General features: G+C 48.2%; 3 protein-coding genes. 2 read left to right on the top strand and 1 reads right to left on the bottom strand.

Annotated features, from left to right (window positions below; translation table 11 throughout):
* Nucleotides 1-232: carboxypeptidase-like regulatory domain-containing protein (locus tag KJ970_11110; protein MBU2691465.1), on the top strand; the 232-nt coding region annotated here is incomplete at its 5' end.
* A 26-nt stretch (nt 233-258) separates the two neighbouring features.
* On the opposite strand, the gene KJ970_11115 is transcribed toward KJ970_11110, so the two are convergent.
* Nucleotides 259-1,665 (bottom strand): transposase, encoded by a 1,407-nt coding sequence (locus KJ970_11115; protein ID MBU2691466.1) that lies wholly within the window; start codon nt 1,663-1,665, stop codon nt 259-261.
* 108 nt (nt 1,666-1,773) lie between these two features.
* On the opposite strand from KJ970_11115, the gene KJ970_11120 reads away from it, so the two are divergent.
* Nucleotides 1,774-2,097: a hypothetical protein gene (locus KJ970_11120; protein ID MBU2691467.1), complete on the top strand. Its 324-nt coding sequence runs from the start codon at nt 1,774-1,776 to the stop codon at nt 2,095-2,097.
* Nucleotides 2,098-2,374: the final 277 nt, after the last annotated feature.

Here is a 2,374-nt window from a genome sequence, read left to right on the forward strand (position 1 = left end):
AAAGGATGCATTAGAACATAATATTCATTTAGGATTAAACAATGGAGGTTCAATAATTGCACAAGTTTACTTAGGGCCTGACGTTTATTCAGGTGCTTACATTAAAGGGAATAGTGGGCGCTTATTACTTACTGCTATAACTGATAATGACGGTTATTTTCAATTTTCTAAATTGCCTCAAGGAACATTAAATATTGAGATAAGCGGTAACTCATCTTCAAGAGTTACTTGAGAGTACCGCATTTTCATATCGATCGGTTACGCGACAAGTCCGATTCCTTCGGTTCTCGATAGATCAATACGTTCGTGCAGGAATTTCGTGAAGATTTGGTCATCACCGGAACCTGCGAGAAATTCCGGAAGCGAACTTCTGAGGGCGATGGCAGTGACCTGTTCGGAAGGGGCCAAGCCGGGACGTATGGTACGAATCCACGAGCCAAATGAACGCCAAATCAACTGTGGAACCATGGCCGCCAGTATCTGAAGCAACCCCTGGGCAATGAGTCCGAGTTGAATGTGTCGGTGATAAGCGCCCATCTTCCGCCGAATATCATCCCGGTAGTGTTTGGATTTTCGGTGTAGATGCTGGTTACCGCTTTTACGAGGCAACGGAGTCATGGCCGCCATCCAAAAGTGATAGGCATACGTTCCGATGACTCGGAGCGCTTGCTTGAAGGACAGCTCGATCTTGAAGCGCAGTCCATAAATTCGAATGATCTCCAGGGGCTCCAGATTCAGGTCTGTGCTCATCAGCAGGATGACCCCACGATGGGGATGAATCACGGCTACAAAACGTACAAGAATGCCGACGGGGCGCCACAAGAGATCGGCGGTTTTGAATTTTAGCGTCACCTTTTTCTCCCCGTAGACGGGGCTTTTTTCCGTCTGGAGTTTACCGAGGTCTTGCAGCAGGGATGCGACCTTTATTTTTCTCCCGTATTTTTTCTTTCTTCCCCTGCGGGGCGGCACCTCCGGCGTCAGAGGTGTTGCCGGAAACCAAGCCGTGGCATTGCTCTTGACACGCGTCACCAGATGGTTTCCTTTCGCGAGCATTCCGCGAATGATTTTTCCGGTGGCATAGTAGGCGTCGGCCACGAAGTAAAATGGTTCGGGGATGCCCAGCGAATCGATCAACAGGACCATCTTGTCGAGGAGCGTTCTCTTGTCACGATTGGTGAAGACCACGCCTTCGTGGATCCGGCACGTCAGCGGCACGGCGAATACGCTGGATAAGGCTTGCGCCAGAACGGCGACGGCCTGGCAGGAATGTCCGAAGATGAACTCCGGTTTGGTGTTGGATTCGGACTGTTGGTGGAGTTTTTTCACCGCGGGCATCTTTCGTCCCGACTTGGCGATCTTGATTCCATCGCCCACGAGCACGGGCCTTCCCCCAATTCGAAGGATACCGGGGTGATGTTTGAATACCAGGTGCCGCCAGGCGTGGGTTAGCTTGTCGAGGTTTAGTGCGGGGCTATGAAAGAAATCCAGGATTCGGTCATAACAAACCGGCATGAGCCCCAAAGCGCGTATGATGCTGGTCACCCCCATGAGATCTTTGCGAACCGTCATTCCCGCAATGCAGGTAACCATCCATAGGAACGTCCGGGTCCGGGCACAGGCTGGACGTAGCTGGCACACGAGTTTCCACCAATGTCTCCATAGCATGAGCGGCTTCCTTTTTAATTTAATTAATTTTTGAGATTGCCAACGTCATATTAATAGTATAGCATATACATGCTATACTATTAATATAATAAATAAAAAGGAGGCCCAATGAGTAAAATTAAAGTCCAACAGATCGAACGGAAACTTGATCGGATCAAGGACGCCCTTAAGGTGATTGGTCCTATGCGCCCTGGGTCACTAACACGTCAGTATAAGAAGCCAAAAGAAAGTGTAGGACCTTACTGGCAGATCAGCTATACTCGAAACATGAGGAGTCGCACTGAGTATATCCGACAAGAGTGTGTGGCAGATATTCGCAAGCAGATCGCCACCTACAAGCGTTTCAAAAACTTGATTGACCAGTGGATCGACTTGAGCATTGAACTGTCAAAATTGAACATGCAGATTACAAAAGGGAAGGCGTCACGGTAGGCGAGAATACGGTACTCTCAAGTTTACTTGTGGAGAGGAATCATCATAGCACAGGATCCCACCTCCGATGTAATCAGCTATGTTTTCGGAAATGACGTTATTTGTTATTTCCGGAAATGAAAACTGATCAATACAGTAGATTCCACCGCCAGAACCCGTTACTGAGTTATGGCTAATCCTGTTATTCTTGATAGTCGCAGATGAATTCAGACATATGATTCCACCTCCAAGTCTATAGGCCCCGATAACGGTACCTATACCATTAGTAAGTGTGAAT

It is taken from the genome of Candidatus Eisenbacteria bacterium (genome assembly GCA_018831195.1).
In the GTDB taxonomy this organism is placed as follows: Bacteria; Eisenbacteria; RBG-16-71-46; order CAIMUX01; family JAHJDP01; genus JAHJDP01.